Genomic DNA, 25422 nt, shown 5'->3' with positions numbered 1-25422 from the left:
CCTCAGTCCGCTGCAGAGGCGCCCGCGGCGGAAGCCAGCGTCCGGGCCACTTCCTTGACCTCGAAGACCTCCAGCTGGTCGCCTTCCTGGATGTCGCTGTAGTTGTGCAGCGTGATACCGCACTCGAAGCCAGCCTTGACTTCCTTGGCGTCATCCTTGAAGCGCTTGAGCGACTCGATGCGACCCGTCCAGATGACGGTGGAATCGCGCAGCAGGCGAACTTCGGAATCGCGGCGCACCAGACCTTCGGTGACGTAGCAGCCAGCCACCGTGCCCACCTTCGTGACACGGAAGACCTGACGGATCTCGACCATGCCCAGCATCGTCTCGCGCTTCTCGGGCGACAGCATGCCTTCCATCGCCGACTTCACATCGTCCACGGCGTCGTAGATGATGTTGTAGTAGCGCAGGTCGATGCCGTTGGTCTCGGCCATGCGCCGTGCCGGCTGGTCTGCCCGCACGTTGAAGCCGATGACCACCGCCTTCGAGGCGATCGCCAGGTTGATGTCGCTCTCGGTGATGCCACCGACCTGAGCGTGCACGATCTGCACCTTGATCTCGGCATTGCTGAGCTTGAGCAGCGCGTGCGCCAGTGCTTCCTGCGAACCCTGCACGTCGGCCTTGATGATCAGCGGCAGGGTCTGCACCTCGCCTTCGCCGATCTGGTCGAACATGTTCTCGAGCTTGGCGGCCTGCTGGCGTGCCAGCTTCACGTCGCGGAACTTGCCCTGACGGAACAGCGCGATCTCGCGGGCCTTGCGCTCGTCGGCCAGGGCAATCAGCTCCTCGCCGGCCTGCGGCACATCGTTCAGGCCCTGGATCTCGACCGGGATGGACGGCGTGGCCGAAGCAGCATTCTTGCCGGCTTCGTCCATCATCGCACGCACCCGGCCCCAGGTGGAACCCACCAGCACCGTGTCACCACGCGACAGCGTACCCGACTGCACCAGCACGGTGGCCACCGGACCACGGCCCTTGTCCAGCCGCGCCTCGATCACCAGACCGCGTGCCGGCGCCTTCTCGGGGGCACGCAGCTCCAGGATCTCGGCCTGCAGCAGCACGTTCTCCAGCAGGTCGTCGATGCCCTGGCCGGTCTTGGCCGACACGCCCACGAAGGGCACGTCACCGCCGTACTCCTCGGGCACCACGCTCTGCGCCACCAGCTCCTGGCGAACGCGATCGGGATTGGCCTCGGGCTTGTCGATCTTGGTGATGGCCACCACCAGCGGCACTTCAGCCGCCCGGGCGTGCGAGATCGCCTCGATCGTCTGCGGCATCACGCCGTCGTCGGCCGCCACCACCAGAATCACGATATCGGTGGCCTTGGCACCCCGCGCACGCATCGCCGTGAAGGCCGCGTGACCCGGGGTATCGAGGAACGTGACCACGCCACGCGGCGTCTTCACATGATAGGCACCGATGTGCTGGGTAATGCCACCGGCCTCGCCGGACGCCACCTTGGTCCGCCGCAGGTAGTCCAGCAGCGAGGTCTTGCCGTGGTCGACGTGACCCATCACGGTCACGACCGGCGGCCGCGGCACGGCCGGCCCCACGTCCTCGGTAGCCACTTCGTCCAGCATGGCCTCCGGATCATCCAGCTTGGCCGCGATGGCGGTGTGGCCCATTTCCTCCACCAGAATCATGGCGGTTTCCTGGTCCAGCACCTGGTTGATGGTCACCATCTGACCCAGCTTCATCAGCTGCTTGATCACCTCGGTGGCCTTCACGGCCATCTTGTGGGCCAGATCGGCCACCGTGATGGTCTCGGGCACATGAACTTCACGCACGATCGGCGTCTCGGGCTGCTGCGCCTGGGCAAAGCCACCACGGCGATCGCGGTCATTGCCACGACGCGGACCACGCGTGCGCCAGCCCGTGCCGGTACCGCTGCCCGCGTTGCTGTCGTTGCGTCCGCCCTTGGTCGGACGGCGCTTGCGGGAAGCGTCATCCTGCCAGGACGACGAAAGCTTCTCGGACTTGACGTGCTTGTTGCGGCCACCACCACCGGCGTTCTCGGCCGGTGCAGGCGCAGCCTGCTGGCCCGACGGACGATGCAGCGTGCCACCACGACGGTCCTTGGCCGCACCGGCAGCAGGTGCCGGCTGCGCAGCCGGAGGAGCCGGCGGCGGCGGGGGCGGCGGCGGACGCCGGCTGGCTTCCAGCAGACGGTTGATTGCGGCCACCTCGGCCTCGGCGCGGCGACGCGCCGCTGCAGTGGCATCAGCCTCTTCCTTGGCCTTGCGGGCTGCAGCGGCGGCCTCTTCGGCCGCCACGCGGGCAGCTTCCTGCTTGGCCGCGCGCTCGGCCGCCTCGGCAGCAGCCTTCTCCTCGGCCTGCTTGCGTTCCTGGTCGCGTGCAGCGGCCGAAGCAGCTGCGGCGGCCCCCGCTTCCTCGCGCATCTTGCGCTGCATGGCCCGAGCAGCCTCGGCCTCACGCTCGGCATCGGCCTGCATCTTCGCCAGACGCTCCTGCTCGGCGCGTGCGGCTTCCTCGCGGCGGCTGGCCTCGGCGATCGCCTCGTTCTCGCGCTGGCGATCACGCTCCAGCCGTGCGGTCTTCTCGCGCAGCTCGCGGGCCTGACGCTCCATCAGCTCCTTCTGCCGACGGGCCTCTTCCTCACGCAGCCGACGCTGTTCCTCGTCGATGACCGAGTTGGCCGATTTCACCGGGGGCGGGGGTGCCACCGGCGCGGCAACCGGTTCCGGTGCCGCCGCTGCAGGGGCATTGCCCGGGGTGCCGTCACGCTTCACGAACGTGCGCTTGCGACGGACCTCCACCTGGATGGTGCGTGCCTTGCCCGTGGAGTCGGCCTGCTTGATCTCGGAAGTCTGCTTGCGCACCACCGTGATCTTCTGGCGTCGGGGGGCATTCTCTCCCCCTGCACCATGCGACGCCCGCAAGGCCGACAGCAACCGCTCCTTGTCCGCTTCCGACAGCGGATCCGAGGGGGTCTTCTTGTCGACACCCGCTGCGCGCAACTGTTCCAGAAGCACCTCTGCAGGTACTCGCAATTCCGCCGCAAATGTCTCAACGTTCGTACTGGCCATGTGTCCTTCCGCTACTACCGATTCAGTGTGTGCGTCACCTGCGATCGTCACCCCCGACCGACGCGGGATCCGGGGGCGACATCGACATCACGCACCGCCTTCCTCGACGAACCAGTGCTCGCGAGCCTTCAGGATCAGTGCCTTGGCCCGCTCCTCGTCGAGTTCGGTGATTTCGATCAATTCATCCACCGCCAGCTCGGCCAGGTCGTCGCGGGTGCGGACATTGGCCTCGGCCAGCTTCACGGCCAGCTCGCGGTCCATGCCCTCCAGCGACAGCAGGTCGTCGGCGGTCTCGTTCAGTTTCTCTTCGGTGGCAATTGCCTGGGTGAGCAGCGCATTGCGGGCCCGCTCGCGCAGCTCGTTGACCGTGTCCTCGTCGAAGGCCTCGATCTCGAGCATCTCGTTGAGCGGCACGTAGGCGATCTCTTCCAGGCTGGTGAAGCCCTCGTCGATCAGGATGTCGGCCACTTCGGCATCCACGTCCAGGCGTTCCATGAAGACGCCACGGATCGCTGCCCGCTCGTCTTCCTGCTTCTTCTCGCTTTCCTCGGCCGACATCAGATTGATCTGCCAGCCGGTCAGCTCGGACGCCAGGCGCACGTTGCGGCCGCCCGTACCGATGGCCAGCGCCAGATTGTCCTCGTCCACCACCACGTCCATGACGTGACGCTCCTCGTCCACCAGGATGGAGGAAACGTTGGCGGGCGCCAGCGCGCCGATCACGAACTGCGCCGGGTCTTCCGACCACAGCACGATGTCAACCCGCTCACCAGCCAGCTCCTGCGTCACGGCCTGCACGCGCGAACCACGCACACCCACGCAGGTGCCGATCGGATCGACCCGGCTGTCGGTGGCATGCACGGCAATCTTGGCGCGCACCCCCGGATCACGCGCAGCAGCGCGGATCTGCAGCAGCCCCTGCTCGATCTCGGGCACTTCCAGCTCGAAGAGCTTCATGATGAACTCGGGCGCCGTGCGCGACAGGAAGAGCTGCGGCCCACGACCCTCGCGATTGATGCGGGACACCCAGGCCCGCACGCGGTCGCCGTTGCGCAGGTTCTCCTTCGGGATCATCTGGTCACGCGGCAGGCGAGCCTCGATGCGGCCCGACTCGATGATGGCGCCCTCGCGATCGACACGCTTGATCGTGCCCGACAGCAGCGAATCACCGCGGGAGAGGAAGTCGTTGATGATCTGCTCACGCTCGGCGTCACGGATCTTCTGCAGGATGACCTGCTTGGCGGCCTGTGCACCGATGCGACCGAACTCGATCTCTTCCAGCTCTTCCTCGATGAACTCCTCGAGCTGGATGTCCGGATCCTGCTTGCGGGCCTCGGACAGGATGATCTGCAGATCGTGGTCGTCCAGCTCGCCGTCGGGCACCACCTGCCAGCGACGGAAGCCACGGTAGCTGCCATCCTCGCGGCTGATCGCCACGCGGATGTCCACCTCGTCCTTGTAACGCTTTTTCATTGCCGACGCGAGCGCACTCTCCAGTGCGGCAAACACGACGTCGCGCGGAACATTCTTCTCGCGCGCCAGCGCATCGACCATCAGCAACAATTCACGTCCCTGCATAACCACTCCCTAGAAAACCGGCTTCGGCACCAGCCGAGCCCGATCCACTTGCTCAAATCCAAACCGCAGCCAGCGCACATCAGCCGTCTGCAACGCGGCTTCCACCGGATCGGCAGGCACGGGCCGCGCCTTCGGCGGCCGACGACCGGGCACCCCCCGGTTGCGCCCCGGACGGGCGTTGTCCGCCGGCTTCTCGCGCCAGGCCAGCAGCCAGTCACTCTCGGCCGGCGCAGCGCCCCCGGCCTGCACCACCTCAGGCAGCGCGGCATCCGGACCCAGCAGCTCGCGCACCCGCGCCAGCGCCGGCTCCGCCGACAGCAGCACACCCTCGAAGGTGCGGCGGCCGTCCTGCGGCATGCGCAGCCAGAGCTTCACCTCGTCACCCGTGAAGCGGGCAAAATCCTGTGGACGACGCAGCCGTCGGTCCAGCCCCGGCGAGGAAATCTCCAGCCGGTCATAATCCACATCTTCCACCAGGAACAGGTGCGAGAGCTGCTCGCTCACCCGTTCGCAGTCATCCAGCGTGATGGGCTGCGCATGATCGACATTCTCGATGGTGATGCGCAGCAGCCCACCGGCGACGAACTCCACGTCCACCACTTCGTAGCCCATGCCCGAGACCACGGGATCGACCATCGATTCGACGTTGCTGACTGTTGCCGGAGTGCTTCCCACCTGTTGACCCTACCCTGCCGCGCCTGCGCGACCGATTTTCCAGACTGCCACCCGTGCATGCCGGTGCTCGCACGAACAGCCAGAATTGCTGCGCCCGCCACGGATAAAAAAAAATGGGCTTGCCAGCCCATTCCGTACCACGGCGTGGAGCCCGGCCATGACCGAACACCCACCGGCGCCATGCACCCGCCACCCCGTGGCGGCCGTGAAGGCGACCCGGCCGCCATACCTGCGGACCGGCTGCGGCCGGCGCCCTGCAAAGACGCCGGAACCAGCAGGTCCCTTCGCTGTTGCGGGCGGCAATGCCACCTTCGAAGGTATCCTGCAAGACGGCTGATTGTAGCCGACGAATGGTCGAAACTCAAGATCGCCCCTCCCTGGCCACACCCCGCCGGTCGAGGCGCACCGCCCCGACCGACTCCGGAGAACCCCGCTCGGACCAGGTCAGCGTCCTTTGGCGAAACTCTTGCGACGGGGTCGCTGCTGGGCCGCGTTGCCGCCGTTGCCACCGGCACGCTTGGCCCGCGGCTGACGGGGCGTACCGTTGCCCGGTGCACGCTGCCCGCCCCAGTTGCCGCTACCGGCATTGGGATCAAAGGGCTGGCCCAGCCGAGCCGCAAAGCCCGGCGTCGCCCCCCAGCGCTGCTGACGACCATCCCGCTTCATCGAGCGGGTGATGCCCTCCAGGTGCGCCGAATCCGACGTAGGCTGCCAGTCGTCATCCTCATAATTGATGCGACCCGTCGCCGGGGCCTGCCGATTCCGGGGCGCCACATTGCCGTTGCGCCCACTGCCCTTGCCACTGCGGGGCGCCACGTTGCCATTGCGCTCCTTCACGCGGCGCGGCCGGCGGTCGGGCAGCACGGTCTCGCGCGCCACCTTCGACCAGTCGGTATCACCACTGTAGGACACGGCCTGCGGCAGATACCGGGTCTCGGTCCATCCCCGGCGCTCGCTCACCGTCAGCGTCTTCTTCTCGGCGGTGGGCTCCAGCGTCTTCACCGACACCATGCGCGGCGCCTCGACCTTCTCGGGTGACTGCTGCCGACCCGCCGTGCGCGAACGCCGCGGCAGCTGACGCTTGCTCCGCGCCTGCTTGCCCGCATCATCTGCCGGCAAGGACCCCTCGGCCACCTGACGACGATTGCCCCGCCGTGTCCGCTGCGCCTGCTGGCCGCCAGCCACCTCCTGCGCCGCCTTGCGCCGACCGCCACGGGTCCGGCGCCCGGCCTGCTGACCCTCGCCACCCCCAACGCTCCCATCCACCGGCGTAGTCTGACCACTCGGCATGGCCATCCCGGACATGTCCTGCCCAGGCAGCTGCACCATGCCCTCGCCCGTCTGCTGGGCACGACCCCGTGCCCCGCGCAGCATGCGCCGGCGCGCCGGATGGCGGCTGCCTGACGGCTGCGGTGAGCCGGAAGCCGCGCCCTGCTGGCCGCTTCCCTGTTGGCCAGCACCGGCCTGAACCGCCTTGCCCGCACCTCGTCCCTGGCGGCGCGGCGCGTCATTTCCACGGCCAGCGCCTTTGCCCCGCCCTTGGGCGTTGCCCGACCTGGTCTCCCGCGCGGCGTCCGCCGCCCCGTCAGTCATCTCGGCCACATGGCGGCGCATCTGCTGCTGCAGCTGACGCACCTCGGCCTCGGTCAAGGCGTGCAGGCGACCACGCTGCAGCCGCGGCGGCAGCGCGATCGGACCAAAACGGATGCGCACCAGCCGCGAAACGGTCAGCCCCACGGCATCGAAGAGCCGCCGCACCTCACGGTTGCGCCCTTCCAGAATCACCACCCGATACCAGTGATTGGCACCTTCGCCGCCGATGTCCTCGATGGACTGCAGCGTGGCCGGACCGTCTTCCAGCGTCACCCCGGTCAGCAGCTGCTGGCGGATCCCGTCATCCACCCGCCCCAGCACCCGCACCGCGTACTCACGCTCCCAGCCATAGCGGGGATGCATCAGCTTGTTGGCCAGATCGCCCGACGTGGTGAAGATCAGCAGCCCCTCACTGTTCAAATCCAGCCGTCCCACGGCAATCCAGCGTGCCCCACGCAGACGGGGCAACCGGTCGAAGACCTTCGGCCGTGACCCCGGATCATCACGCGTGACCAGCTCGCCGGTCGGCTTGTGGTAGAGCAGCACCTGAGGCGTCTGCGAGGCCGCGCTGCGCTTGCGCGACAGCGGCTTGCCGTTCACACGGATGACGTCCTCGGTTCCCACCCGCTGGCCCACATGGGCTGGCAGACCGTTCACGGACACCCGTCCGGCGATGATCAGCTCCTCCATGTCACGGCGCGAACCGATGCCGGCATCGGCCAGGATCTTGTGGAGCTTCTCGGCATCGGGCGACACCGGCCGCCGGGTACCCCGACCCGCATCGCGCAGGCCGATGCTGGCCTCGCGGGCAAAGAACGGCACCGGCTCCCCGGGCACTTCCTCGCCATCATCCTCATCGTCGAAATCGTCTTCGTCGTCGTACCGGTCGTCTTCGTCGCGGAAATCATCGTCATCGAAGTCGTCCTCGTCCGCCGACGCGCCGAAAGACGGCACCTCGGAAGCAGACCACCGGGCGTCCACGCCCGCATCATCCGAGGACGGCTGCACGTCGCGCCCGGCGCGGATGCCGTCGTCCGATGCCTCACCCATCGGTGCCACACTGGCCGACGCATCGGAAAGCCCGTCCTCGGAGACAGGCACTTCAGTCGCCGTCACGCCCTCGGCGGAAGCAACCTTGCTGCGGCGGGTCGATGCCCGGGGCGTCCGGGCACGACGTGGCTTGGCAGCAGCCTCCTCGGCATCGGCAGACTCAGCATCGGCCGAGACGGCATCGCCCACCTCGGTGGCAACGCCCGCCTCCGTCGCCACGGCATCCGCCGCCGGCTTGCGACGCGAGCGGGAGACCCGCTTGGCAGTCTTTGCTGCAGGCTCTTCGGCCGACACATCGCCAGCACCTTCCGCCCCCGGCACACCCTCGGCGTCATCCTTCGCAGCCGTCTTGCGGCGGCGGGTTCTGGGTGCAGGCGTGCCGGTATCAGCAGCATCCGCCTCGGCAGCCTTGCGTCGCGGAGCACGCTTGCGCGGCGCTGCCGTCTCCCCGGCGGACGTCGTGCCCGTGTCCGTCTGCAGCATCGGATCGGCCGATGCACCCTGCCCCTCATGGGCAGCATCGCGCTGCATGTCTTCTTCGTACTGTTCGGTATTCATGCGATGGTCACATCACAGGGGGTTGCCTGCGGACGCTTCCGCAGCGGGTGGTTCTTCATTCACGGCCACACCGGCTTCGGGTGCCGCCTCTTTCTTCATGTTCATGTCGACCGGTGCCTCTGCCTCAGCCTCTGCCGCACTGGTACCGGATTCGCTCTCGGCACCAGCACCTTCGCCGCCAGCGGATGATGCTCCATCAGCTTCATCGCTACCGGGCGCTTCAGTACCCTCGGATGCCTCGGCATTGCCGGACGCTTCGGCGCCCTGGCCAGCCTCTTCGGCAACCTGGGCCGAGGCCGCCGCACCGGTCTGCAGCGCCAGCGCCTCCAGCACATCGGCCGGCAGCGCATCGTCGTCCAGCGCCGGCAGCTCGGTCAGCGACTTCAGGTTCAGGTCATCCAGGAACTGCCGGGTGGTGCCGAACAGCGCCGGCCGCCCCACCACATCCTTCACGCCGATCTGATCGATCCAGCCCCGATCCTCCAGCGTCTTGATGATGTTCGACGACACCGTGACGCCCCGGATCTCCTCGATGTCGCCCCGCGTGACAGGCTGCCGGTAGGCAATGATGGCCAGCGTCTCCAGCACGGCCCGCGAATAGCGCGGCGGCTTCTCGGGGTTGAGCCGGGTGACGAAGCGCGCAATGTCCGGCGCGCTCTGGAAGCGCCAGCCCGAAGCCAGCGCCACCAGGTGCAGCGAGCGATCCAGCCAGTCGTTACGCAGGCTCTCCAGCACGTCACGCACCGTGTCGGGCCCGATCTCGGCCTCGCCCGCGAACAGCTGGCGCAGATCCGACACCGACAACGGCTTGGCCGCGCACAGCAACGCGCCCTCGATGACTCGTTTGACCTCAGCGGTATTCATCAACCTGATAGCAAAGACGCCGCATACAGCCCTCTCCCAGGGGAACGGCACAGGCAACTGTCGGTGGGCTGCGCACCCTGCTGCCCGAAACGGGCACGGGGATGGCAGGCCGGACATCCGCGGCCTGCACGACAGGCATGACGGCAGACGACCGGACAGCACGAAAAGCTTGGAAGGACCAGCCAGCGGCAGGCTTTCCCGGCAGAAATCTTCGAGGACGATGCCACGGGCACCGGGCCGGCACGAGTCCGGCCCCGTCGTCCTGCCCGGGACGACTGTCTGTCACAGGAAAGGCAGGCTCAAGACCTGCATGCGAGAACCGCCACGGATATACCGGCAGGCACGCACCCGAAGGTACGTCGGCAAACCGTCAAGGGCCCAGCAATGGCCCGGCAACGCGATTCATGGCCGATCGGCTCGCGCCATTCTACCCCAAGTGCCCGTACAAAACGCAACGACGACGCGGCTGCAACACCGCAACCGTTCAGAACGTGTAGCCGATCTGCAGGGATCCGAACGACGGCACGTGCCGCTGCCCCTCGAACTCGCGAGAACGCACCACCCACATGAACTGGGCATTCCACCGTCCCGAGCGCACACTCATGCCTGCCCCGACGTCCCCCACCAGGCGCTTGCGCCGCACCCGGTGACTGTCATGCCAGGTACTGCCGTCCAGGGTCAGGTCCCGCAGCACGGCACGGCCACCCAGTGTCACGAACCCGGTCCAGTGCGCCGCATCCGTCGCATCCCACGCCACCTCGCCGGGCTCGTTGGACCCCGGGCGCAGCGGCGCCGATCCCCCATCGTCCTGCAGATCGGAGCCAAAACGCCATTCCAGGCCCGCAAAGGCGCTGGTCTGCAGGTTGCCCAGACGCATGCCCCAGTGTCCCAGCAGATCCGTGCCACGGACCGTGGCCGGCTGCCAGCGCTTCACCCGGTACTGTGCCGCCTCCAGGATCGGCTCGTCGGGCAGCTGGTGCGCCCAGCCCCGGAAGCGGGGGGCATTGATCACCCGGTGCACCGCATTCTGCAGCGACTCGCCACGGACCGACGGTCCCACCCAGCCCAGGCGCACCTCATTGCGCACCCGCTGTCCATCCATCCAGGTACCGGCCGCCAGGGTGGCCACCAGCGTCGCCGCATAGGGACGATCCTTCACCTGCAACCAGGTGGCACGGCTGTTCTCCGGTGTGTAGATGGCCTGATCCAGCCGGAAACTCACGTACTCGGAGGGAACCCGCCCCGCACCCAGCGCGCGCCACAGCGGACACAGCGGGCCTTCCCCGCCGGATGCCCCCCAGCCATCATGGGCCGCCGTACGCGCCGCCACCTCCAGCATCACGCCGCTGCTGTAGCCATAGTCCTCGCCCGAGGCCAGATCATTGTCGATCTTCAGCCGCACCTGCGTGGCTGCTGTCGGCCGGCACCCCCAGGGCCGGGGCGCATCCTGCCCCGCTTCCGTCGCAGACGATGGACCCGACCAGGGCACCAGAACATCCGGGGCCGGCCGCGGCTTGCTGCCGGGCTCGACGGGATATCCCCTGCCCACCGGATCATCCACCCGATGGACGCCTGGCCACTCGTCCTCGGCCGGCGGCGCCTCCTCGTAGGAGGCATCAGGCTGCAGCACCGCCCCCGGATCGCCAAACGGATCGGTGCCCGGCACCGCCCGATCGGGATCGTTCCAGAACGCCATCAGCACGCCACGCGTGGCCCGCTCCGTCGTGCCGCCCGGGGTTGGCAGGCGCCCTTGCAACGAAAGACCGGATATCGGCAACGCCCGTTGAAGCGAAAGCCCCGGTACAACGACCGGGACCGGTTGCGCGGGATGGGGGTCGGTCGCAGCGGCGTTCACCGATCCAGTCGCGGCCAGCCCCAGCCATGCCAGCACCGTCCCGGCGGCCACACTGCATCTGCCATCCTTGACCCTGGTTCCCTGCAAGCTGTTCCGTCTGACCACCATCACCTTCGTTTCCGTGCCTGTAAGTGATTGCAAGTATGCAAGCACACAGGCGCCGAAGGTACCCCACGTGATGGGTAGGCGTCGCTGATTTGCCAACTTCCCGGAGCAACCCGGTCAACGGACGATGGACGTTGCCGGTGTACAACGCCCATCGTCATTCACTGGCGTGTTACCCACGTGCCTTCGGCTGCGAGAACACCATCACGGGCGGCAGCGAGCCACGGAAGCGCTCCACCTCGGCCACCGCGGTATGACCGCAATTGCCCTGCGCCAGCTTCGATGTAGCCACACCCGTCGTCAGCACGTTCACGTCCCCCCACGCGCACAGTGTGTTCGGATCGCGTGAGTTCACCGGGTCATACCAGCCCCCCTCGTTGATCCGGATGGCACCGGGCATGATCTCGTCGGTGACCTTCAGACCGGCCAGGATCTGGCCCCGCTGGTTGAAGACCCGCACCACGTCACCATCCTTCAGGCCACGCGCCTTCGCATCCTGCGGATTCATCCAGCAGGGTTCGCGCCCGGCAACCTCGTAGCTGTTGCGGTTGATGGTGCCGCACAGCTGCGAGTGCAGCCGCATCTGCGGGTGATTGGACACGATGTGCAGCGGATAGCGCGAATCCGAACGCCCCGCACGTTCCAGCGGCTCCATCCAGGTGGCGTGTGGCGGACAGTCGTCATACCCGTATTTTTCGATGGTCCGCGAATACAGCTCGAACTTGCCTGATGCCGTACCCAGCGCGTTGAGCAGCGGGTCGGCCCGGAAATCGGCATGCCGCACGAAGTCCCTGGCCTCGGCCGAAATCGGGAATGCCAGCGGCCGGTTGCTCTTCCAGAACACATCGAACACCGGCATCTCCATGCCCTTGGCACGCGACTCGATCTTGGCCGCCTCGTACAGGTTGCGGATCCACTCCATCTCGGTGAGCCCCGCCGTGAACTCCTCGCCCTTGCCCAGGCGAGCCGCGATGGCGGCGAAGATGTCGAAGTCGCTGCGTGCCTCGAACACCGGCTCGACGAGCTTCTTCATCGCCACAATGTGGCTCTGCGCATAATCGCCCATCTGTTCGATGTCGTTGCGCTCATAGGACGTGGTGGCCGGCAGCACGATGTCGGCATGCCGCGCCGAGGCCGTCCACTGCACGTCGTGCACGATGAACGTATCCAGATTGCGCCAGGCACGCCGCATCTCGTTGCGGTCCTGCTGGTGCGAGAACGGGTTGCCGCCCGCCCAGTAGGCCAGCTTGATCAGCGGCAGCTTGATCTCGTGTCCGTTGAACTGCATCACCTTGCCGGGATTCAGCAACGTCTCCACCAGCCGCGACACCGGAATCGAGACAGCCCCGCTCTGCGTCAGCCAGGCTGCTCCCCCGTTGGCCTGCCCCGACGCATCGTCGATGGCCTTCAGGATCGGCGTGGTGGCCGCAGGCGCGCCGCCCGAAGCATAGTGATAGCTCAGGCCATAGCCCCCTCCCGGCAGACCGATCTGCCCCAGCATCGCCGCCAGCGTGATCAGCATCCAGTGTACCTGCTCGCCATGATGCTGGCGCTGCGTCGAGTAGCCCAGCGCCAGCATCGTGCGGTTGGCCGCAAAGCGGCGCGCCAGATCGCGCAACGTCTGCGCCGGCACGCCGCAGATTCCTGCCGCCCATTCCGCCGTCTTGGGCGTGCCATCGGTCTTGCCCAGCAGATACGGCAGGAAGCGGTCAAATCCGGTGGTATAGCGATCAAGGAATGCCTGATCGTGCAGCTTCTCCGTGTACAGCGTATGGGCAATGCCCAGCATCATCGGCACGTCGGTCTGCGGTCGCGGCGCAATCCACTCGCCATTCAGCTCCTTGCAGGTCTCCGTGAGGATCGGGTCGATACTGATCACCTTCGTGCCCGCCTTCTTCATGGCGGCCACACCCGGCCAGGCACCATGGTCGGCCACCTGCCAGGAGATCTGCGAATTGTTCAGCGGGTTGCAGCCCCAGAACACCATCAGCTGGCAATGCTTGGCCAGGTTCTCCCATGAGGTGCACTGCTCATACACCTCCAGCGAACCCGACACATAGGGCAGGATCACCTGCGCTGCACCGGTGGAATAGTCACCGCTGCTGTTGGTATAGCTGCCCGTCAGGTTCAGCATCCGCCGCAGCAGCGTCTGGCAGTTGTGGATGCGCCCCGGGCTCTTCCAGCCATACGACCCTGCAAACACGGCCTGCTGCCCATACTTCTTGCGCACCCGTACCAGCTCGTCGGCCACCAGTTCAATGGCCTTGTCCCAACTCACCCGCACGAAATCACCGCTGCCCCGGCCATCCGGATCAGCGCCCGGGCCCTTCTCCAGCCAGGCACGGTGCACCATCGGATAGCGGATGCGCGACGGCGAATAGAGGGAATCCAGCACGCCAGGCAGTTGTGGAGACGGTGCCGGATCACCCGACCAGGGCCTGAACTCCACGGCCCGGCCGTCCTTCACGATGCCGTAGAACGCGCCCCAGTGGCAGCCGGAAAGGATGCCCTCCTGCACATCCTTCCCGCCTTTTCCTCCCGCTGCGGCCGCAGGCTCTTCCCCACTCGCCGACTTGGGTGAATCCTTCCCGGCGGCCCGGGCCAGAATCGGTGCCCCGGCCACGCCCAGCGAGGCCAGCACCTGCCCCTCGATGAACCGGCGCCGCGACAGCCGGCCGCCCGCTTGCGCGTCCGTCATCGCAGCCTTCTCAGGGGTTGTCTGCATCCCGTCCACACGGGCGTCTTCCATTCCCGTGCATCCTTCGCGTTCATTGAGCCTGTCCATCATCGTTCCTCCTGTCCAGTCCCGTAGCCTATGCTCACCCGAGTCAAAGCCGCGGGCAGCACCTCGGCCATCACCCCGTAATACCCTTCACCATCCAGCCGTGCCATGGCTCGGCAGAACGGTGCCACCCAGTCCATCTCCACCAGCAGCGCCTGAACCGTCGCCCAACACTCCTGCCGCAGCGCCTGCGCCAGTGCCGCCAGCTGCACGGCCAGGTGATCAGGTGGCTCATGATTGGTCTGCGCAAGCGCCATCCCCAGCGTCTGCAGCAACTGCTGCATCCGCGCCATCGGGGCATCGTACAGCCGACCGCTTCCCTGCCAGGCGCTGGCATAGGGCAGCGCACAGCGTTGTGGGAACACACCCTCAAAGAGGGCCGTGTACCGACGCTGCAGCGCCACCGTCACCTCTTCTTCCGTCCCTTCGGACAGATGCTGCCCCAGGCGTGCCATCAACGTTTCGTTGCCCAGCACCTCGCCCATCTCGCGCAGCAGCATCTGCCCGACCACTGAACGCGCCGCATGAACCTGTTCCCGCTGAGGCACATGGATGAACTGCGCAGCCAGCCAGTCGAGCACATCCGCCAGATCGGCAGCCGCCGGGTAGCTCACCTCGGCGGTCTGCCCCTCCGGCCCGTCATGCCTCTTCAGCATGCCTGCATCTACCGGTGCATTCATCACTTCCCTCCGTGCCCTGTACCGGATGCACCGTCGTCGTGCAGATCCTTCGAGTGGTTCTGCAGGTACGACAGGATCAGGCGATACTGGTCATCGCTGAACGAGGTGAAGCGGCGCATCGACTTCAGTGTGCCAACCCACTGGTTGGCCGTGAAATGCCCCTGCTGCGGCAGCACATGGCAGGCCGAACACGCCTTCCGGTAGGCATCCTTGCCATAGGCCCACACGGACCCACGGTCGGCATTCATCCCGGTTGCATCCGACCACACCTCCAGCGTCACCGGCAACCAGCGCTGACCGGTATCGGCATCCTGCTCGGGCTTGCCGCGCACCACTTTGGCCGCAGCCGCGTCATCCAGCACGGCCATCATCACCCGCTGGCCGCGCGCCTGGTAGATCACTGACGGCGTTTCTTCATCCTGCCAGCCCTTCAGCACCAGCTGCAACCGATCTCCCTCACGCGCCTTCACCGTCACCTGTGCACCACCCAGCAGTTTCCCCGGAGCGTTGCCCGACTGGCCGATATCCTTCGCATCCAGCCAGACCGCCTTGCTGGTCACCACCGTGGCCGGCTTGCCCACCTCGAAGGCCGAAGTAACCGAAACCGGCAGGCGTGCCGACACCTGGACCATGTCCTTCAGCATCACCACCTCGTCGGTATAGTTCGGCGCCGGCGCATTCGGTGCCGGCTTCGACACGGCCGGTAGGTATTTCAGGTACAGCGCCATGGCGCCAACATCCTTGGTCGACATCTGCGACGTGTTGCGGATCACCTCCGCCATGTCACCATCCGCCGCCCGGCCGATCGGACTCACGCCCGTGTGCAGGTAGCGCGCCAGCGAAGCGGCCGACCAGAAACCGATGCCGGTCTCGTCGGGCGTGATGTTCGGGAACCAGCCGGTACCGGTGGTATCGGGCCCGCCCCCGTAGCGACTCTCGGCCAACACGTTACCCATGAAGCCACGTGACGAATGGCATTCGGCACAGTGCCCGGCTCCCTCCACCAGATATTCGCCGCGCTGGTAGGCCTTGGCCATGTCGCCGGACAGCTCGACAGGCACCGGTCCCGGCTGCCAGGGCTTGCCATCCAGGAAGGCCAGCCGCCACAGGCCCACACCACGCCGCATGTTGAACGGGAACTTGAGCTGATGCTCCGGCACCGCATCATCCTCGGCCGGCAGCGTCATCATGTAGGCGTACAGATCACGCACATCCTCACCTGAAAGCCGCTGGTACGAGGTATAGGGAAACGCCGGGTACAGGTTCTGGCCATCCAGTCCGCCAGGACCCACACCCTCGCGCAGCGCCCGGTCGAACTCGGCCAGCGTCCATTTGCCAATGCCGCGCTCAGGATGCGGTGAGACATTGGGCATATGGAAGGTGCCGAACTGCGTCTCCAGCACCCGTCCCCCGCCCAGTACGGTGTCCTTGTCCTGGCCTGGCGTGGCATGACAGGTGGCGCAGTCCGAGGCCACGAACACTTCACGCCCGTTCTTCAGGTCTGCCCCTTCCAGCGGCGGCAACTCACGCGCACCATGCAGTGCCGACCACGTCCACGGGGAAATCAGTACCCCATATCCCGCCGCGCCCAGCACCACCAGGCTGGCTGCCACCTTCCAGATCCCTCTGCCCTGCCGCCCCATTGTTCGGTTCCTCCTGAAATGGATGGTTCCCTGAAAGCTGGCTGAAAGCGCTATTTGAAATTGATATAGCGCTTCAACCCATCCTTAGGCGAACAACCACCCTGAAGTCACTATAGGCACTGACGAAGCCGCGAAGGCTGCAGGGTTGTGAAAGGGATGTAAACAGGCATGCAATCGTCTTGCCGTGCGATCCGGGTTCTGGTCGAATCCATGCCAATAACATCTGCAGGGAAGCCCATGGATCGGCCTGATGAACGCCTGAAGACGCTGCTGCACCAGGAAAGCAACGCACTCGTGCAGGCCATTCTTCAGCTTGCCCTGGCGCACGGCTTCACCGATCAGACCAGTTCGATGCGTGCTGCCTGGGCCGAAGCCGTCGAGCGGATCAATGAATCCCTGTCGACATGGCTTACACATGCACGGCCACGCCAGCTTGATGGGCGCAACGACTACCGTGCTGATCCTCGCTTCGAGCGGCTGCGCGAAATCGCCTGGCGCCATTACGAAGCCGGCGTGCCCCTGGAACTGCACCATGGCCTTTTCACCTTGTGCCGCCAGGCCTATCGCCAGCACCTGCGGCAGATCCCGCAGCACCCGGATGCCGACACCCTGCTGGGTGTCCTGGACGATTTCTTCGATGAAGCCACCCAGGCCATGCTCGCCCCGTGGGCCATGCGCCCTCCCGGCGAAGCGGCCCTGGCCGAAAGCATCCGGCGCCTGACCCGCGAGCGGGATCAGTATTTCGGCGTCCTGGAAAGCCTCAGCGGCCCGGTCTTCATCACGACCGAAGAAGGCCGGCTGCAACATGCCAACGACGCTGCACTGCAATCCTTCCTGGGTCTGTCCGAAGCGGGGGCGCTCCGCTACCGGCTGGCGCTGCAGCACCACCGCGACACGCTACAGGCCGTGGTCGACGACATCCTGGCCGCAGGCCGACAGGAACTGCACGCCATCTGGCTGGATACGCACGCGGGACGACGCTGCTTCGACATCCGCCTGCGTCCCCTGGAAGACATCGCCTCCAAGCTGGACCGCTGCCTCATCATCCTGATGAACGATGTCACCGGCCACCAGCGGGCCATCGAGCGTGCCCGACAGGCTGAGCACACCATGTCGATGTTCCTGGCCGCCATGAGCCACGAGATTCGCGGTCCATTGCACAGCGTTCTGGGCGCAGCCGAACTGCTGCGCGATGCCAGCCTGGCAGAAGCCGAGTCCCTGCTGGACCTGCTCGGGCTGTCGGCCGGCGCCCTCAACGCCACACTGGAAAACGTGTTGAGCTTCTCGCGCTTTCGCCACCAGGCTCCCCAGCCCCGGCCCACAGCCGTGCCGTTGCGCAAGATGCTGGCGGATCTGGTGCGCACTCAGGACGTGCAGGCCCGGCTCCAGGGCGTGCCCCTTCAGCTGCAGCTTTCCGCCGAACTGCCCGAACAGGTCATGCTGGACAGGTCACTGGTGCAGCAGGTGCTGGGCAACCTGGTGCGCAACGCCCTTCGGCACGACGATGGCCAGGGCGTGACGCTAGGCGTGCAGATCGAGGGTTCCGAGCTGGTCTTCATCGTCACCGACCATGGCCCCGGGCTTCCCCCGGACATTCAGGCCCAGCTCACCCGTCCGGCCAGTGCGGCCTCCACCCCGCTACCCGACCCTGTGGACAACAGCCACAGCTCGGGCCTGGGCCTGCTGATCGTCCGGCGCATGACCCAGGCGCTGGGTGGCCGACTGCAACTGCCAGCCAACGCAAACGGTGCCAGCATCGAAGTGCGGCTGCCACTGGTACTGCCCGAAATTGCCACCCCTGACGCGGACAGCCCTGTACACCCGCCGGAAGCCCCGCTCCTCGACCAGAGCTGCCTGCTGCTTGATGACGACCCGATCGGCGCACTGGGCACCATCGCCATGCTCGAACGCCTGGTCCGTTCAGTGGACCACGCCACCAGCCTGACCCAGGCCAGCGCCCTGCTGCAGACTCAGCCCGATGTCTACGACTTCTTCATCGTCGACACCCGGCTGCCCGATGGCAGCGGTCTGGACTTCGCCCGCCAGGTCCGCCAGGACCCACGCATGGTCGGCAAGCCGGTGCTGCTGCTGAGCGCCAATACCGAGCAGGTCCGCCAGCAGCCCGAAGCCGGCACGCTCTTTGCAGCTCTGCTGGAAAAGCCCCTCGACGCCACGGCACTGGCCCAGGCGATCCGACGCCACGCCGGCCCCCCACCCAGCAGCCCGGACAAGGAAGACACGCTGTCGATTGCCAATGGCCTGTGGCTGGATACCCCGACGCGGCGATTGCACATCGATGGCCGCATCGAGACGCTCTCGCCCGCCGAGACCCGGCTGCTGGTCTGCCTGGCTGCCGCCATCGGCAAACCCTGCGACCGCACCCGCATCAGCGAGGCCATCTGTGGCCGGGACTGGGTGTACGGCGACCGCACCGTGGACGTGCTGGTCTCCCGTCTGCGCCGACGGCTGCGAGGCAGCGTGGCGCGCATCGTCACCGTGCACGGGCTGGGCTACACCCTCACGGTCGGCTGACAGGCAGAAAAGGGAAAGAGATGTAACGGAAGTCGCGCGAGGCAGAGCCGCCATCGCCCCGACGGATTGAACAGGCGAAAAAAAACCCCTGAGCAAATGGATAAGGACTCAGGGGCGGGAGAATGTCGATGGTTGCGGGGGGAGGATTTGAACCTCCGACCTTCGGGTTATGAGCCCGACGAGCTGCCAGACTGCTCCACCCCGCGAAAAGAAGTATAGCCATACTGGATTCCGTTTGCAAGTCTTTCTGCTTGGCCGTAAATTTCACCTCATGAAGTACTGTTCAGAATGCGGCAGTCCCACGCAGATCCTCGTCCCCGAGGGTGACAACCGCCCACGCCAGGTCTGCACCCATTGCCATGCCGTCCATTACGTCAATCCGCGCATCGTGGTCGGAGCCGTCTGCCTGTGGGAAGACCGCATCCTGCTGTGCCGCCGCGCCATCCAGCCCCGCAAGGGCAAATGGACGCTGCCTGCAGGCTTCATGGAAATCGGCGAGACCATGTCGGCCGGTGCCCTGCGCGAGACCCGCGAGGAATCAGGCGCCCGTGCCGAGGTCGACGGCCCGCTCTTTGCCATTCTGGATGTCCCCCATGCCGAGCAGGTCCACGCGTTCTACCGCGCCCGCCTGCTGTCCCCCGAGCTGGACCCGGGCGAAGAAAGCCTCGATGCCCGACTGTTCGACGAGAAGGAGATCCCCTGGGACGAGATCGCCTTCAGTACGGTAGAGACCACGCTGCGCTGGTTCCTGGCCGACCGCCGTCTGGGCCGCTTCTCGCTGCACGAGGGCCACATCCCTGCCCCATCGGGCAGACGGCCCACCAATCCGTCCCCGCACCAGAGCGGCAACGCTCAAACATCCTCCGACAAGGGCAAGCACAGCTGATCCCCCGATCGTCTCTTCCTGCCCGGTTCCATCACCGCATTCCCCTCGCCCCTTCAACACCCCGCCACCGATGATTCGCTACTGGGTCGAAGCCGACACCCCGCTGCCCGCCGCCGACCGCGACGTGCCGGGCCATCCCGGGCTCATCGCCCTGGGGGCCGACCTGGGCCCTGACCGGCTGGTGGAGGCCTACACACAGGGGCTGTTCCCCTGGTACAGCGCGGGCCAGCCGGTCCTGTGGTGGTCGCCCGACCCGCGCATGGTCGTCTTCGTCGACGAGTTCTCGCCTTCGCGCTCGCTGCGGCGGCTGCTGGCACGCCTGGCCGCCAGCGATCATCCCGGTCCCACGTCCTCCGTCTCCCCGCGTGCCCCCCAAGGCGCCCCGACGCAAGACAGCACTGCCGCCCCTGCCACACCCCGCTGGCAGATCACGCTCGACACGGCCTTTGCCGACGTGATGCAAGCCTGCGCTGAGCCCCGTCCCGGCCAGGACGGCACCTGGATCACTCCTGCCATCCGGGCCGCCTACACGGCCCTGCATCAACGCGGCATGGCCCATTCCCTGGAGGTCCGTGAAGACGGCCAGCTCATCGCCGGCCTGTATGGCGTCTCCATCGGCCGCATGTTCTTCGGCGAGTCCATGTTCACCCGCCGACCCAACGCCTCCAAGTGCGCCTTCGCCACGCTGATGCACCTGCTGGCCGCCCACGGTCTTCCCCTGGTCGATTGCCAGCAGTCCACCCGGCACCTGGGCAGTCTGGGCGGCCGCGACATCTCCCGTGCCGACTTCCTGGCGCACATCCGCCCCCTGCTGGCTGCCCCCGCCCCCGACTGGCAGGCCATGGCCCGCGACATCGCCTGGCCGGACTTCAGCCGATGAGCGACAACCGGCCTCCCACCCAGCGCTACATACGGCTATACGTCACGGCCGCCTTTCCCTGCAGCTACCTGCCCAACCGCTTCGCCCGCTCACAGGTGGCCGAACCCGCTGCCTCCATCGACGCCGACAACTATGGCGAGCTGGTACGTGCAGGCTTCCGGCGCAGCGGCCGCTTCACCTACCGGCCCCGCTGCGACAGCTGCCAGGCGTGCATCCCGGTGCGCGTCCCCGTGCATCAGTTCCGGCCCGACCGCAGCCAGCGCCGCGCCATCCGCCGCCACGGCAGCCTCATCAGTCGCAACCTGCCGCTGGTCTTCAGCGACGAGCACTACGCGCTCTACATCCGCTACCAGCAGGCCCGCCACAGCGGCGGCAGCATGGACGAGGACGACGAGGACCAGTACCGCGAATACCTGCTGCAATCAGGTGTCGACACCCGGCTGGTCGAGTTCCGCACCCCCGACTCCACCCTGGTCATGGTCTCGGTCATCGACGTTCTCGACGACGGCCTGTCCGCGGTGTATACATTCTTCGAGCCCGATCTGCCCGGAGGCAGCCTGGGCACCTATGGCATCCTCTGGCAGATCCGGATGTGCCAGGTACTGGGACTCGACTACCTCTACCTGGGCTACTGGATCGAGGAAGCGCGCTCCATGCGCTACAAGAGCAATTTCCGCCCGCTCGAACAACGGATAGACGGACAATGGATACCCTTGAAAGACTGAACGCCCTGGGCTACCGGACCCTGCGCCCCCTGCTGTTCCTGCAGGATCCCGAATGCGCCCACCACGCCGGCCTGCGGCTGATGGACCTGCTGGCTGCCGTGCCGGCCGGTCTGCGCCCGGCACGCGTCCACGACCCCGTCGAACTGCTCGGCCTGTCCTTTCCCAACCGCGTCGGCATCGCGGCCGGCATGGACAAGAACGCCAGCCACATCGACGCGCTGGCCGCACTGGGCTTCGGTTTTCTCGAACTGGGCACGGTCACCCCGCTGCCCCAGCCCGGCAATCCCAAACCGCGCCTGTTCCGCCTTCCCCAGGCCCAGGCCATCATCAACCGCTTTGGCTTCAACAACGAGGGCCTGGAAGCCTTCGTGCGCAACGTCCGAACCTCCCGGGCCTGGCAGAAGCGCCAGGCACTGCCTGCCGGTGCCCCCTGCCAGCCCGACACCCCGCCGGTGCTGGGCCTGAACATCGGCAAGAATGCCGCCACCCCGCTGGAATCGGCCACGCGCGACTACCTGACCGGCCTGGCCGCCGTCATGCCGCTGGCCGACTACGTGGCCGTCAACATCTCGTCACCCAACACGGCCAACCTGCGCAAGCTGCAGGGCGGCAACGAACTGGACGAGCTGCTGGGTGCGCTGGACCGCGAGCGCCAGCGACTGGCCACCTCGGTGGGCCGCAATCCGCCCCTGCTGCTCAAGATCGCACCGGACCTTGATGACGACCAGATTGCCGTCATCATCGAGGCACTGGTACGCCACCACATCGACGGCGTCATTGCCACCAACACCACCCTCTCGCGTGAGGCCGTCAAGGGTCTGCCCCACGCCGAAGAAGCCGGCGGCCTGTCGGGCCGGCCCGTGTTCGAGGCCTCCAACCGGGTCATTCGCGCCCTGCGTGCCGGTCTGCCCGCCCGCTACCCCATCATCGGCGTGGGCGGCATCATGTCGGCACAGGATGCCGTGGCCAAGATCGAGACAGGTGCCGACCTCGTGCAGATCTTCAGCGGCCTGGTCTACGAAGGCCCCGCTCTGGTCTCTGCCGCCGCCCGGGCCATTCACCGGCATGATGAGACGATACGCTAGAATCACGGACAGCAGATGAATCCGTCTGCGGGAGGGCCCAGCCATGGCCCTTCCCCCAGAGCCCTCCTTGAGCCCTGATGACAGACAACACACCTCCTGAAGTCACCATTCCCCCCCAGGCTGGCATTGAGCCCGCCTCGCGCCCTGGCAAGGGCATCAAGACCACCATCCAGGTCCTGGAACGCATGGTGTCGCTGCTCGACGCACTGGCCCAGCAGCCCCGGGCCGTCAGCCTGAAGGAACTGTCCAGTCGCACGGCACTGCACCCGTCCACTGCCCATCGTATCCTCAACGATCTGGTCACCGCCCGCTTCGTCGATCGCGTCGACACCGGCAGCTACCAGCTGGGGCTGCGGCTGCTGGAACTGGGCAACCTGGTCAAGGCCCGGCTCAGCGTGCGCGACGCCGCCATGGGCCCCATGCGCGAGCTGCACCGCCTCACCGGCCAGCCCATCAACCTCTCCATCCGCCAGGGCGACGAGATCGTCTACATCGAGCGTGCCCTGTCCGAGCGCAGCGGCATGCAGGTGGTGCGCGCTGTCGGCGGGCGGGCGCCCCTGCACCTCACCTCGGTCGGCAAGCTGTTCCTGGCGGGCGAAAACCACCGGGCGCTGCAGAACTACATCAGCCGCACCGGCCTGGCCGGCCACACCCGCAACAGCCTCACCGACCCGGCCCGTCTGGAGCGCGAACTGGCCCAGGTGCGCTCCCACGGCTTCGCCCGTGACAACGAGGAGCTGGAACTGGGCGTGCGTTGCATCGCCGCCGGCATCCGAGATGATTCGGGTGACCTGGTGGCCGGCCTGTCCATTTCGGCCCCGGCCGACTTCCTGCAGAACGGCTGGGTCGAACAGCTGTGCCGCACGGCAGCGCAGATCTCGGCTTCGCTGGGCTACGACGCCAGCAGATCGGACAGCGCCCACTGACGCCAGGTCACGGCAGCAAGCATCAGGGCCATGCAGGCCCGCCGACCACCGAAACCCCACCCATGAAAAAGGCCCCGGAGGGTGCGTAATGCACCGTCCGGGGCCTTTCTTTGTTCATCCTGGGCTGGTCAGCCTTCCAGGAAGCGCCTGATGCGGTTGGCATCGGCCACCCGCGAATACCGTCCCTGCGAATCCAGCAGCACGATGATCATCTGCCGGCCATTGACACGGGCCTGCATCACCACGCAATTGCCCGCCTCGTTGATGAAACCCGTCTTCTGCACCGTCAGGCCCCATTGCTGGTTGCCCACCAGCGGATTGGTGGTGTGAAAGACCCGGGTACCGTAGGCCGTGCGCACCTGCAGCTGGCTGGCCACCGAGAAACGACGGATCTCCGGATAGCGCGCCGAACGTGCCACCAGCAATGCCAGATCACGCGCCGTCGACACGTTCGAGGCCGACAGCCCGGTCGGGTCCAGGAACACCGAATCCCACATGCCGATCTCGCGCGCCTTGCGGTTGGCCGCCGCCACAAAGGCCGTCACCCCGCCCGGATAGCTGCGCGCCAGCGCGTGCGCTGCCCGGTTCTCGGAAGACATCAGCGCCAGCTGCATCAGCTCGGCCCGGGTCAGCTCGGTACCCACCGGCAGGTGCGAGGTGCTGTAGCGCTCGGTATCGCGGTCCTCGGCCTCAATGCGGATCTTCTCGTCCAGCGGCTGTCCACCGTCCAGCACCACCATCGCCGTCATCAGCTTGGTCAGCGAGGCGATGGGCAGCACCGCCGACGAATTCTTGTCATACAGGATCTTGCCGTTGCGCGGATCCACCACCAGCGCCACGCTGGAACGCAGCGCCAGCGGATCCGGGATGCGGTTCAGGCCAGCTGCCTCGCCCAGCGAACCACCGGCGATGGCCGGCAGTTCGGATGCACGGGGCGCAAAGCTCTCGTTGCCTGCCAGCGACACCGTGCGCGCACCGACCCCGGCACTCCCCGTGCCCAGCAGCTGCGGGCGCGCGGAGGCGGACCGGCGCTGTTCCTGGGCCACCGCTGCCATGGCAGATTCGACACGCTTCCGCTGCGCCGCAGCATCATGCCCCTTGCCGGAGCGCGCACCGGTCGTCGTGGCTACACGCACCGGACTGAGGGCGGCTTTGGCGGCAGGCTTCTTCTTGGCATCAAATTGCGCGCTTTTGTTACCAATTTTGGTTGTTTTGGCGGCAGACGTCGCCTTGACGGCAACGGCCTTGCCCGTTTTTGCGTTGGCACTGCGTGGGGCGCCACCCCGGGTTGCAGAACCGGCAGCCTTCGTGGCTGCAGCCGTCTTGCGCGTACTTTTGGAGGCGGCCTTGGCATTGCGCGACGCCCCCGCCTTGCCGCTGACCCCGGCCGAAGGTTTCTGGGCCGGCGCCGCCTGAGCATGGGCCCCCCCTGCCAGCAGCATTGCACTCACCAGCACCCTGGACACCCATGACAACGTAACTGCGCGCACCATCTTTCCTTTCGCCACAACCTTGAACCAATGCGTACATTCTAATAGCTAAATCATTGGTTTTTCAATGCGTTACCCGTATAGCCTTAAGCAGCGCCTAAAGTTGCGCTCCGCCCACACACGCCACCGACCGCCCATCCCCCGAAGATCCCCGCCCAGCCTGCATTCACCGGAATTCGTCGCCGAATGACCGACGGAAGCAACCCAGGAACCGACGAGTGACAGCTTCAATTTTCGGGATATATACAACACATTCCGTAACAAGACTTGCTTTCATTGCCAGATTGAGCGCCCCGACCGAAAGATCCGTCTGAAAGGCCGTGCGTAACCATCCGCGGCAAGACGTTGCGTTGCAGCAAATCCTGTTCATCTTCCGCGTCATCCAGGCGTCCCCTCGGCCCTGATCATTCTCTCCTCCCCATTCGGCACACCCTCACTCTGACACGGATGGGCCTACAAACGACAGGG

General features: G+C 66.5%; 16 protein-coding genes and 1 tRNA gene. 6 read left to right on the top strand and 11 right to left on the bottom strand.

What is annotated here, in order from left to right:
• Positions 1–2 precede the first annotated feature (2 nt).
• The 9 genes from infB to EL249_RS06935 all read right to left on the bottom strand — a co-directional run bounded on the left by infB (position 3) and on the right by EL249_RS06935 (position 16400).
• Entirely contained in the window at positions 3–3047 is a 3045-nt protein-coding gene (gene infB, locus EL249_RS06975) for a translation initiation factor IF-2 (protein WP_005673486.1), read from the bottom strand.
• Positions 3048–3134: 87 nt separating this feature from the next.
• Complete coding sequence (nusA, locus tag EL249_RS06970; RefSeq protein WP_005673488.1) at positions 3135–4625, bottom strand: transcription termination factor NusA; 1491 nt, start codon at positions 4623–4625, stop codon at positions 3135–3137.
• Positions 4626–4634: 9 nt separating this feature from the next.
• A complete protein-coding gene (gene rimP / locus EL249_RS06965) occupies positions 4635–5261 on the bottom strand; it encodes a ribosome maturation factor RimP (protein ID WP_005673491.1) in 627 nt (208 codons plus the stop codon).
• A 483-nt stretch (positions 5262–5744) separates the two neighbouring features.
• A complete protein-coding gene (rluB, locus tag EL249_RS06960; RefSeq protein WP_005673493.1) occupies positions 5745–8501 on the bottom strand; it encodes a 23S rRNA pseudouridine(2605) synthase RluB in 2757 nt (918 codons plus the stop codon).
• Positions 8502–8513: 12 nt separating this feature from the next.
• Entirely contained in the window at positions 8514–9365 is an 852-nt protein-coding gene (gene scpB / locus EL249_RS06955; protein WP_005673494.1) for an SMC-Scp complex subunit ScpB, read from the bottom strand.
• A gap of 484 nt (positions 9366–9849) precedes the next feature.
• Positions 9850–11121 (bottom strand): lipid A deacylase LpxR family protein, encoded by a 1272-nt coding sequence (locus EL249_RS06950; RefSeq protein ID WP_169311673.1) that lies wholly within the window; start codon positions 11119–11121, stop codon positions 9850–9852.
• 376 nt (positions 11122–11497) lie between these two features.
• Positions 11498–14074 (bottom strand): trimethylamine-N-oxide reductase TorA, encoded by a 2577-nt coding sequence (torA, locus tag EL249_RS06945; RefSeq protein ID WP_232001999.1) that lies wholly within the window; start codon positions 14072–14074, stop codon positions 11498–11500.
• Between the two features lie 35 nt (positions 14075–14109).
• Positions 14110–14763, bottom strand: a complete 654-nt coding sequence (locus tag EL249_RS06940; RefSeq protein WP_005673497.1) for a TorD/DmsD family molecular chaperone — start codon at positions 14761–14763, stop codon at positions 14110–14112.
• Between the two features lie 23 nt (positions 14764–14786).
• Complete coding sequence (locus EL249_RS06935; protein WP_232001998.1) at positions 14787–16400, bottom strand: c-type cytochrome; 1614 nt, start codon at positions 16398–16400, stop codon at positions 14787–14789.
• A gap of 267 nt (positions 16401–16667) precedes the next feature.
• Between EL249_RS06935 and EL249_RS06930 the strand changes: the two genes are divergently transcribed.
• Entirely contained in the window at positions 16668–18962 is a 2295-nt protein-coding gene (locus EL249_RS06930) for an ATP-binding response regulator (protein WP_005673499.1), read from the top strand.
• A 129-nt stretch (positions 18963–19091) separates the two neighbouring features.
• Here the strand turns inward: EL249_RS06930 and EL249_RS06925 are convergent.
• Positions 19092–19168, bottom strand: a tRNA-Met gene (locus EL249_RS06925).
• 65 nt (positions 19169–19233) lie between these two features.
• Between EL249_RS06925 and EL249_RS06920 the strand changes: the two genes are divergently transcribed.
• The 5 genes from EL249_RS06920 to EL249_RS06900 all read left to right on the top strand — a co-directional run bounded on the left by EL249_RS06920 (position 19234) and on the right by EL249_RS06900 (position 23464).
• Positions 19234–19848 carry an NUDIX hydrolase gene (locus EL249_RS06920; protein WP_050781867.1) on the top strand — a complete coding sequence of 205 codons (615 nt, stop codon included), beginning with the start codon at positions 19234–19236 and terminating at the stop codon, positions 19846–19848.
• 70 nt (positions 19849–19918) lie between these two features.
• On the top strand, positions 19919–20728 hold the full coding sequence (locus EL249_RS06915) for a leucyl/phenylalanyl-tRNA--protein transferase (RefSeq protein WP_005673502.1): 810 nt from the start codon (positions 19919–19921) through the stop codon (positions 20726–20728).
• On the top strand, positions 20725–21453 hold the full coding sequence (locus EL249_RS06910) for an arginyltransferase (protein ID WP_005673504.1): 729 nt from the start codon (positions 20725–20727) through the stop codon (positions 21451–21453). The genes EL249_RS06915 and EL249_RS06910 overlap by 4 nt, the downstream gene beginning before the upstream one ends.
• The gene (locus tag EL249_RS06905; protein WP_040531262.1) at positions 21450–22538 is read left to right on the top strand and encodes a quinone-dependent dihydroorotate dehydrogenase; all 1089 of its coding nucleotides are present in this window, start codon (positions 21450–21452) and stop codon (positions 22536–22538) included. The genes EL249_RS06910 and EL249_RS06905 overlap by 4 nt, the downstream gene beginning before the upstream one ends.
• Before the next feature lie 185 nt (positions 22539–22723).
• Positions 22724–23464, top strand: a complete 741-nt coding sequence (locus tag EL249_RS06900; RefSeq protein WP_050782063.1) for an IclR family transcriptional regulator — start codon at positions 22724–22726, stop codon at positions 23462–23464.
• Between the two features lie 128 nt (positions 23465–23592).
• On the opposite strand, the gene EL249_RS06895 is transcribed toward EL249_RS06900, so the two are convergent.
• Positions 23593–24921, bottom strand: a complete 1329-nt coding sequence (locus EL249_RS06895; RefSeq protein WP_169311674.1) for a serine hydrolase — start codon at positions 24919–24921, stop codon at positions 23593–23595.
• Positions 24922–25422: the final 501 nt, after the last annotated feature.

Source organism: Lautropia mirabilis (genome assembly GCF_900637555.1).
Taxonomy (GTDB): domain Bacteria; phylum Pseudomonadota; class Gammaproteobacteria; order Burkholderiales; family Burkholderiaceae_E; genus Lautropia; species Lautropia mirabilis.
Note: the sequence above shows the minus strand (reverse complement) of the source record. Positions and strands in the feature narration are given on the sequence as shown.

Excerpts from the sequence above, each read along its gene's own strand:
- infB (WP_005673486.1), bottom strand. The coding sequence starts at position 3,047 with ATGGCCAGTACGAACGTTGAGACATTTGCGGCGGAATTGCGAGTACCT.
- nusA (WP_005673488.1), bottom strand. The coding sequence starts at position 4,625 with ATGCAGGGACGTGAATTGTTGCTGATGGTCGATGCGCTGGCGCGCGAG.
- rimP (WP_005673491.1), bottom strand. The coding sequence starts at position 5,261 with ATGGTCGATCCCGTGGTCTCGGGCATGGGCTACGAAGTGGTGGACGTG.
- rluB (WP_005673493.1), bottom strand. The coding sequence starts at position 8,501 with ATGAATACCGAACAGTACGAAGAAGACATGCAGCGCGATGCTGCCCAT.
- scpB (WP_005673494.1), bottom strand. The coding sequence starts at position 9,365 with ATGAATACCGCTGAGGTCAAACGAGTCATCGAGGGCGCGTTGCTGTGC.
- torA (WP_232001999.1), bottom strand. The coding sequence starts at position 14,074 with ATGGAAGACGCCCGTGTGGACGGGATGCAGACAACCCCTGAGAAGGCT.
- EL249_RS06940 (WP_005673497.1), bottom strand. The coding sequence starts at position 14,763 with ATGCTGAAGAGGCATGACGGGCCGGAGGGGCAGACCGCCGAGGTGAGC.
- EL249_RS06930 (WP_005673499.1), top strand. The coding sequence starts at position 16,668 with ATGGATCGGCCTGATGAACGCCTGAAGACGCTGCTGCACCAGGAAAGC.
- EL249_RS06920 (WP_050781867.1), top strand. The coding sequence starts at position 19,234 with ATGAAGTACTGTTCAGAATGCGGCAGTCCCACGCAGATCCTCGTCCCC.
- EL249_RS06915 (WP_005673502.1), top strand. The coding sequence starts at position 19,919 with ATGATTCGCTACTGGGTCGAAGCCGACACCCCGCTGCCCGCCGCCGAC.
- EL249_RS06910 (WP_005673504.1), top strand. The coding sequence starts at position 20,725 with ATGAGCGACAACCGGCCTCCCACCCAGCGCTACATACGGCTATACGTC.
- EL249_RS06900 (WP_050782063.1), top strand. The coding sequence starts at position 22,724 with ATGGTGTCGCTGCTCGACGCACTGGCCCAGCAGCCCCGGGCCGTCAGC.